The sequence below is a fragment of the Undibacterium sp. Di26W genome, assembly GCF_049340265.1.
Lineage (GTDB): Bacteria > Pseudomonadota > Gammaproteobacteria > Burkholderiales > Burkholderiaceae_D > Undibacterium.
In genome coordinates this window covers 1-8,256 of the sequence record NZ_JBMPOR010000049.1, presented here as the reverse complement: position 1 = coordinate 8,256, position 8,256 = coordinate 1, and the positions used below count along the sequence as shown (strand labels likewise).

General features: G+C 51.8%; 6 protein-coding genes and 1 pseudogene. 2 read left to right on the top strand and 5 right to left on the bottom strand.

The features are described 5' to 3' along the window. Positions 1-556 precede the first annotated feature (556 nt). The 4 genes from ACO0LM_RS28510 to ACO0LM_RS28495 form a co-directional block, all read right to left on the bottom strand. Entirely contained in the window at positions 557-1,168 is a 612-nt protein-coding gene (locus ACO0LM_RS28510) for a Vps62-related protein (RefSeq protein ID WP_423042306.1), read from the bottom strand. Between the two features lie 148 nt (positions 1,169-1,316). Continuing rightward, positions 1,317-1,589 carry a hypothetical protein gene (locus ACO0LM_RS28505; RefSeq protein WP_423042305.1) on the bottom strand — a complete coding sequence of 91 codons (273 nt, stop codon included), beginning with the start codon at positions 1,587-1,589 and terminating at the stop codon, positions 1,317-1,319. 124 nt (positions 1,590-1,713) lie between these two features. Then, complete coding sequence (locus ACO0LM_RS28500) at positions 1,714-2,739, bottom strand: hypothetical protein (RefSeq protein WP_423042304.1); 1,026 nt, start codon at positions 2,737-2,739, stop codon at positions 1,714-1,716. Between the two features lie 414 nt (positions 2,740-3,153). Beyond that, the gene (locus tag ACO0LM_RS28495; RefSeq protein WP_423042302.1) at positions 3,154-3,804 is read right to left on the bottom strand and encodes a hypothetical protein; all 651 of its coding nucleotides are present in this window, start codon (positions 3,802-3,804) and stop codon (positions 3,154-3,156) included. A 181-nt stretch (positions 3,805-3,985) separates the two neighbouring features. Here ACO0LM_RS28495 and ACO0LM_RS28490 point away from each other — a divergent pair, with 181 nt between their 5' ends. Then, positions 3,986-7,510: a winged helix-turn-helix domain-containing protein gene (locus ACO0LM_RS28490; protein WP_423042300.1), complete on the top strand. Its 3,525-nt coding sequence runs from the start codon at positions 3,986-3,988 to the stop codon at positions 7,508-7,510. A gap of 201 nt (positions 7,511-7,711) precedes the next feature. Further along, the gene (locus ACO0LM_RS28485; protein ID WP_423042298.1) at positions 7,712-8,059 is read left to right on the top strand and encodes a DP-EP family protein; all 348 of its coding nucleotides are present in this window, start codon (positions 7,712-7,714) and stop codon (positions 8,057-8,059) included. 75 nt (positions 8,060-8,134) lie between these two features. Here ACO0LM_RS28485 and ACO0LM_RS28480 read toward each other — a convergent pair. Then, positions 8,135-8,256: pseudogene (locus ACO0LM_RS28480) on the bottom strand (IS5/IS1182 family transposase); the annotation flags it as partial.

Here is an 8,256-nt window from a genome sequence, read left to right as displayed (position 1 = left end):
GATTGACGAACATAGCTTTTATTGTCCGGGCGTTGCCGCATCGGCAACAGCGCTTCTGCACGTTTCCAAAATTCGTCCGTTACTTCCCATGACTTGGCTCTCGTCATTCCCTATCATCGCAAAAAAAATATCTCAATCTTAGTTTATCATTTATTTACGGATAAGTTCTTAATCGCCAAATCGGTCAATTTCAGGATTGAATTTGGTAGCAAGAAAAAAGCTAAGACAGCACTATCCATTATTTTCCTAGCGCGATGTTGTATTCAAGAAGCCACTTCAATCATGCTCACGCGACGACAAATGAATGACGCACTATCACTGCTTCGTACTCTCATACGCGACGTACACCAGAACATCATTCATCTTCAAATATGAGGGGAAGGCTCAGAGTCTGATCCCATCGATTTGATTCTTCCTTCTTGATAGTTTGCCTCGTTTTCTAGCAGGCGGCTCACTGACACCCTACATGATGATTGTCACGATGGATGAATCAACATTTGCTGTAGGGGTGTCATATTTGGATTTTGGATATTAGTCCGTTACGTGGATATTTCCATTAAAGCCCGACACACTGCAGAAGCAGGTTTGCAGCAGAAGGAAAAGAACCATTAGTAGTAGTTGCAACGAAAGTGCTGGTCGAGATAGGGATAATCGACGTAAGATCAGAGTCAGGAGGCGTTTGGGTAGGGTCAATAATGACGGTATAAAGCGCGAGGTCGGCCCCACCATCGATTCCCACTGTGCTCCAAATTGGACTTGTATTTCCTTGTGCAACATACTGTTCCGCGACGCACGCCACGTTAAAGTTAGGTATCCCGTAATTTGTGAATGTTACACCTAGTGCGACAAATCCTGTCGGTGCTGTAGGAATATACAGGTAACCGTTTTCTCCGCCAGGAATATTTTGGGTATTCCAAACCTGCGTCCATCCGGTGGACTCAGAGACTGCTATGCCGTCAACGTAGGCAACCAAGAAAGCTGAGGCATCAAGTGGACTACCCGTTATGGCCATGGAACCGAATTGCAGGAAACCATCTGGCAAATTGGCATCCGGATTATTAAAGTTTCCATTTGGACCTCCTGTCACCCCTCCTGTATTCCAGCCGTCTACTGAGGGGGCATAATAGCCTAAATTAATGGCGCCAAATTGTTGTGTTGTGATTGTCATTTCGATTTCCTTTTAAGGTGGTTAAGTGCATGTACATTGCACAAGAGTAGTAACATTGCTCGGCGTGCGCCGGGCCCTAGCGCTTAAAGTTTTCGGCCCTTTCATCCATCATGCAACGCCGCTTGCACGCCACCGCAAGCGGCGCTGGCTATACAACAATGCCTGGCGTGTAGGGCACAGTGGCCCATACCACGACGGAGAAATCTTTTTTCGAGACCTTGTTCGGCAAATATGAAAGAGGGAGGACATTGCAGTCTGTAGCGTAGATCTCCGCGCTTTGGGACCAGGTTATCGACAGATCCTTGCCCCAGCGGAAGGATCTGTTGAGCACGCCACTACCAAGCGCCAGCAACGCCGCCAATATGGAGCCCCAAACGGGATCATTCTTCTCCAAGTAACTTTTCAGTTCAGGTTTGTTCATGGATTTTCTCCGGTTGGTTGTGACACAAGTGGTGTTGTGCGTGTGCGCCGACTGACGCGTCGCTCTTGAGGGGCCAGTTCGTTGGCATTCATGGGTAGTGAAAACTGAATCACTTTGGGATCTGCTAGCCCCACACCACGAGCGAAAAATCCTGGCGCGTGGGTGTTACATGTGACAGGCCAAGCACATTGCGGTCGGAGGCGTACACGGTGACCGAGTCGGGCGACGTGATGGCCAAACCCTTCCCCCAGCGGAAGCTGCTGTTCATATAGGTTTCCGCAAACGACCACAGCAACAGGACGATGGCGTTGCCCAGTGGCGTTTGGTTGTTGAGCAGGTAGCTCAGCAGGTCAGTCAGTGACTGGCTCACCCCCGGCACGGCCATGACTCGGTGAGCCAGCTTGCTCAGCGGCGCCTCGGCGGTGATGTTGATGCTGTACAAGCACATTTCATTGTTGCTGCCATCGTCATCGGCATTCAGGGTGAACATGAAAATGCGGCCATCGGTCTGGGTCACCAACGCCAGACCGGCGCCGGATTCGGCGAACTGATTGGTGCAGTAGATCACGTCGAATCCGATCTTCGACGGTTGCAGGCAGTCACTGGTTGAGCGGTATAGGGTAAAACTCGGTCCGTTGACTGCGGCGACGATATAGCACCCGCATGATCCCTTTTCCTTGGTCATGCCCACGCCATTGATCCCTTCTTCGCGCGGAATGCTACCCAGGACAACGATCGGCTCGTTACTCAGAGTGTATTGCAGATCGCAAATCTGGATGGCAGATTGATTGCCGCTGGTCTCGGTTGGCTGGATGCCCATTGCCATGAAGCTGCCGCAAGCCTGGGACGAGCAGGGATGACACCAGTTTTGCGGCTGGGTGTCATAAGTGGCGTCGATGGTGCCCTGGGCGCCCTCATTCAGTTTATCGGCAATGAGGTATTTTCCGCAGGTCGCCCCGATATCGATATTGGTGTGGGTAAAAATGAGTTTATCTTCAAACGCGGCAATGCCTTTGAAGTGGGAAAACACCAGGCCAGTAGGTTCAGTGGGATCAACAGGGCAGGCGTAATAATTGCGCGTACCAGCGTCTGGAATGGCATGGAAGGCCGCCAGTACATCATGCATTTCGATATTGGACGGGATGATCATTTGCTTCTCCTTGAAGTGGGTGTTACACGGGCAGTCTTACTTTTGGTACAATTTAGTGCGCTTACGCATGACACATCAGTTAAAAACGACGGTTTATCGTTTTCTATTTGTCTAATGGTTCTAGATTCACGAAGGCACAAGCTTTTGATTTCCCGGTGCGTTTTCGTTCCAACCGCACCAATTTGCACCAAAAGTACAATTACCCCTCCATAGGATGTCAAATCGTTGCTGCAATCCCCATCCCATGCCTCAAAGATAACTTCAGACCGCGGGCGATATAAGTATCTTCAGGTAACGAGACGGACGTGTTACCGTAACTTGTTGGCGAACACGGTAGACCTGCACGCTTGATTGCTGGTGCTCTCTGACTTGCAATCCCTCGGTGTATGCAGGTGTTGCGTCAGGTTGTTGTCATCAGCCAAGGGAAAAGTAGCGTTTCAATGCCTCGCCTACGGAAAGCGCTATGTCTTCTTGCAGCGAGATGGCAAATGAGGCGTGTCGATCAAAATTCTCTGCCCAGGCAATGCAACCAACTGTAGCGTCAAGGAGCCGGAAAGACGCTCGGGTAAACCCGCCCTCGACGCGAATACTTCCCTCCAGCAGGTGGCTAGCACCGACATGTTCGACTTGTATTGTCGCGTCGCTTCTGCTAACCCGGTTCATGTTGCTGAAGGTGTGCGAGACGATGGTTTTACCAAATTCCTTGAATAATTGATGCGTGAGCTCTTCGCTCAACCCTTGGGTAAAAGAAACACATTCAGCATTCGTCGTAAGGCAATGGATCGGCAGTATGGCCAGCAAGTACTGCGGCTTGAAAATAATAGGGTTTTCATCCGATTTTCGAACCATCGGCATGTAACTGCCAATCGGGATGGAAATCGTCACTTCGGCTGCGCTACCCAATGCGCTGTAATAGTCTTTCAGCCTTTCGCGCAGACGGCCAATTTGTACCCGTACAATGGGGTCTTCTCCGGTGTTGTAAGTTGACGGGTCGCGATCAAATACTTCAATCCCTATCGTGTATTCGTTGGTATCTCGTATAGCTCCCGCCAATCGTTTGTCCACCAAAAACTTCAGCAACCGACACATGCGTGGTGCCTTAAGGAAGGTTGCGCTTGCTAAAACTTGCGCGAGTACCAAACGGACTACTGCTGACGGAACGTCAGGGGGGCACTCAGGCAACTCTCGTATCGCGGGGATAGTTGATGGTTCCATCAAGGCAGATATATTCATTGCAGGCGAGTTAATGATGGTCTCCCAATTCGGTATCTACTTTATCGGTAAGCAAATGCTTAGCCTGATCGAAGAATGCTTGTTCAAAGTAGCTTTCACGAGATATACTTTAGGCAATATTTCCAATACAAACCTTCCGAAAACCTTCCGCTTTGCAAGTCATTGTTTTATAGGGATTTTTTCTATCTATGACGAAGTTGCACTTCCCTCATACACGCCATCTGGATGTATCTTCCACATGAAAAACCGGATATTCCACTTCGGGGATTGGCAAATCAATCCGCCGGCCAATACGATTGCCAGCACTCTGGCAACCCGCCAGATAGAACCACGTGCGATGGATGTGTTGGTCGCGCTGTGCGAACGTGCAAATACGGTCGTCAGCGCCGAACAGCTTTTACAGGAATGCTGGGGAAGCAATTTGCACGGCGACAATCCGGTACACAAATCCATCACGCAGTTGCGTCGCGCGCTTGGCGACAACGCGCTATCGCCCACATATATAGAGACCATACGAAAACGCGGCTACCGAACTGTTGCCGAGGTGCATGTGGAGAACGCTCACGTAGTCGATGTAGCGAACGAAACATGGCTAAATGAATCGCCATTTCGTGGCTTGCAGGCGTTCGATCAAGAGCACGCGCCGGTATTTTTCGGTCGTGCCGACGCCAGCTTCAAGCTGTTGCAGGCGATCGCACTGCAGGCGGAAGCTGGGTGCGCGCTGGTATTGGTGCTCGGTCCCAGTGGCGCCGGCAAAACCTCGCTGATACAAGCTGGCCTGTTGCCGCTTTTGATGGGGCGGTCAAGTGCAAACAATTTGCTGACCATATCTTCGGCGACATTCGATTTGGGCGAGATGGGACAGCATCATTTGCTCACTATGCTGGGTGGTGTGTTGCTCGATTGGCAGATTGATGAGAATGGCGTATTTCCCGGTGCCAGCGCGGTCTCGCTGGCCCAACGCATCGAGCATGATATTGAGAGTGTGATCGCAGACATGCGCCATGCCCTTGAACCGAATCCCGAGGCCGCTTCGCGATTGCGCTTCGCTTTGGTCCTCGATCGCTTCGAAGCAATTTTTTCGTGGTCCCACATTGGCGAACATGAGCGCCAAGCCTTTTTAAAGGCGATCGACACGCTGGCGCGCAGCCATTGTGTGATCGTCGTCATCGCCTGCAGAAACGACTTTTATCCGCGCATTGCCGAATACCCGGACTTGATGGAGGGTAAACCAAGAGGTGCGCACTTCGATCTGAGCCCGCCCTCGCATGCCGAAATCGCCCAGATGATCCGTTTGCCTGCCGCTGCAGCCACACTCCATTTCGGCATCAATGCGGACACGCAGATCAGGCTTGATGACATTTTGTGCGAAAGCGCGACTGGCAGCCCGGACGCACTGCCTCTGCTGCAGTACACCTTGCAGGAACTGTACAGTCGGCGCACGGCGGATGGCGAACTCAGTTTCGAGGCATTCCATCAACTCGGCGGCCTGGAAGGCGTTATCGGTCAACGCGCCGAGCAGACGATCAGCGCCTTGACTGAATCGCAGCGCGCTTGCCTGCCGCAGGTGTTGTCTCTGGTGGTAACCATCTCGGCCAGCGAAGACGTGGTCACCAGCCGACGTGCGCCCTGGTCCGCTTTGCGCAACGAGGACCAACGGCGCTTAGTCAATGCGCTGGTGGAAAGCCGGCTATTTGTCAGTGAACTGTTAGGCGATGCGGCAGGATTCGGCGTGGCGCATGAAGCGATCTTGCGCCGCTGGCCGCGCGTCACCGCCTGGATTGGCGAGTATCGCGAGGCCTTGCGTGTTCGAGACCGTGTTGCCGCGCAAAGTGCCCGCTGGGTGAGCGAGGGGCGACGCAATGATTTGTTATTGCCCCATGGGAAGCAACTGACTGAAGCACGCAGTTTGCTGAGCCTCGCGGCGTTTTCCCTTTCCTCAGAAGAAGCAGCGCTGATCCGGGTCTCGACCCAGAAAGCAAAGCTGCGCGAACGCATTCTTGTGGCAGTTATGACGCTCATCGTCATACTGGCGGCGCTTGCCATGGTGCTGGGACTGAGTGCGCTATCGGCCAAGCGGGTGGCAGACCAAAAACGCATCGAAGCCGAGGGCATGTTGGGTTTCATGTTAGGGGACTTTGTTGACAAGCTGAGGCCTATCGGCAAGCTCGACCTGCTTGACAGCGTCAGCGCGAAAGCCTTGGAATACCTGTCCCGGCCAGGCGGCGAAACATTGAATCTTACTTCGCTCACTCAACGTGCCAAGGCGCTGCAACTCATCAGCGAAGTGAATATCGAACGTGGAAATATGAAAGCGGCTACCGACGCATTACTAGTCGCCCGAACCATTCTGCAGCAGCAGTTTGCCATCGCTCCCGACGATCGTGATGTGCTGAAGAACCTCGGTGCCAATGCTTTCTGGCTGGGCAGAATACACATGGAACAGGGCGACCCGGCTCAGGCGAAGCAGTATTTCAAGCAATACCAGGATTATAGCGACCGCTTGCATTTGTTGGAGCCTGACTCTGTCGATTGGTGGATAGAGCAATCGTATGCGCATAGCAGTTTAGGTTCGCTGGCGTTGGCTCGCGGCGATGCGCGAACCGCTAGCGCGGAGTTTTTACTTTCCATCGAGCTCAAAACCAAGGCAAGTTCGAAAAAGCCACAGGATCGCAGCTTGAAGGGCGACCTGGCCGACAGCATCTCCTGGATGGGCTCGGCCAAGGAGACGCTGGGTGAGTTAGACGCAGCAATGGCGTTATACCGGCGCGAGACGGATCTTGTCGAAAGCCTGCATCAGGCCGCGCCCAACGACGCACTCTGGAACAATCGTTTAGCGCTGGCGCTCCAGCATCAAGCCGTGCTCAAGCTCGCATTGGGACAGAGTACCGCTGCACTCGATGACTTTCATATCGCGCATGATTTACTCAAGCTGGCGCTCGAGCAAGAGCCGTCCAACAAAGCATGGCAGAGAAATTTCCTCTTTGCAAAACTGGATTACCTGCGTATCGCAGCGCGCGAAACGGCAGCGAAAGACATCTTGCCCCAACTACAAGACATCTGGAAAACCACAAATTCATTGGCGCAGCGTGATCCAAAGAAAGTGAAATGGTCCCTGCTCGAAGCACAGGTGCGACAACAAATGGCTCTTGCCCTACTTGATCTTCATCAAAACCAGGAAGCGCGGCGGCAACTTACAGATTCCCAGCGTCACCTTGAAGATGTGCTGACACGCAATCCAACCGAACTACGCAGCCGCTTGGCGCTGGCGGAAGGCTGGCTAATCCTTGCGGCGGTAGAAGCCAGGGAGAAAGACGAAGCGGCGTCCCAGCATGCCTGTCAACAGGCGCGCGGACTGCTTGCCAAGGATGCGCCCGGGAGCATGGACTATCACATACTTTCCCCTTGGATACGCGCGCAGACATGCCTTGGCAATGATGCTATAATCGGCGAGGTCAAGGCACAGTTGACGCAAATCGGCTACCGCGAATTTGACTATGTTCGCTTTCTTAAAGGGGTATCCATGCAAGTGCGGTAATGCCGTTTGAGGCCGTCGACCACCGAGTTATTGACGCATGTTTGCTCGTAAAATGATATCGCGGCGATCGAAAACGCCATGAACGATGCGTAATTGCAGCGCTCGATACGCCGCTCGAAACTGAATCACTCTCGGCTTCACGTTACCGCATTTGTAGGGATATCCCATTTGTCTTTAATCCATTGATAACAAGGAGATACCATGAGTACCAACGAGTCAATTCCGGTGTATGTCAATTTGAATTTCAGCACTGATACTAAGATAGAGCCTGACCCAGTTTGCGTAAAAGGCAAAACATCCATCACATTTATCTTGGATTCGACATCGGTAGATGCTGGGTATAGTTTCGCCGGTTATGCCGACTATTCGCCCGGCACAGGAAGTCAGTTGACTGGTACATCTCTTGAATTGGGAGCGAAGTATCAACTGAACTATGCAGATAATGCCGCACTGACTAAGAGTAGTATAAAGGTTACGCTGTTTATCAGAAACAATTGCAACGAGAAGATCAGATTCAGCTATGATCCGCAAATTGTCAACGACAGATAAGAAGCGAAGTAATTTCTTTGTGCTGGTTGCGGTTTTTTTTTCAGACGTAGATTTTTCTGTATTGGGACTAAGAACTTATCCGTAAATAATATTTATTGCTAATGGCACTTTTCTGAATGCAATGATCGCCGCTGCTAGATGATTGAGGGCCAGAAAGCTCCTCTCGAGTTTTTCATATCTGACCAGTAGCTTTCGAA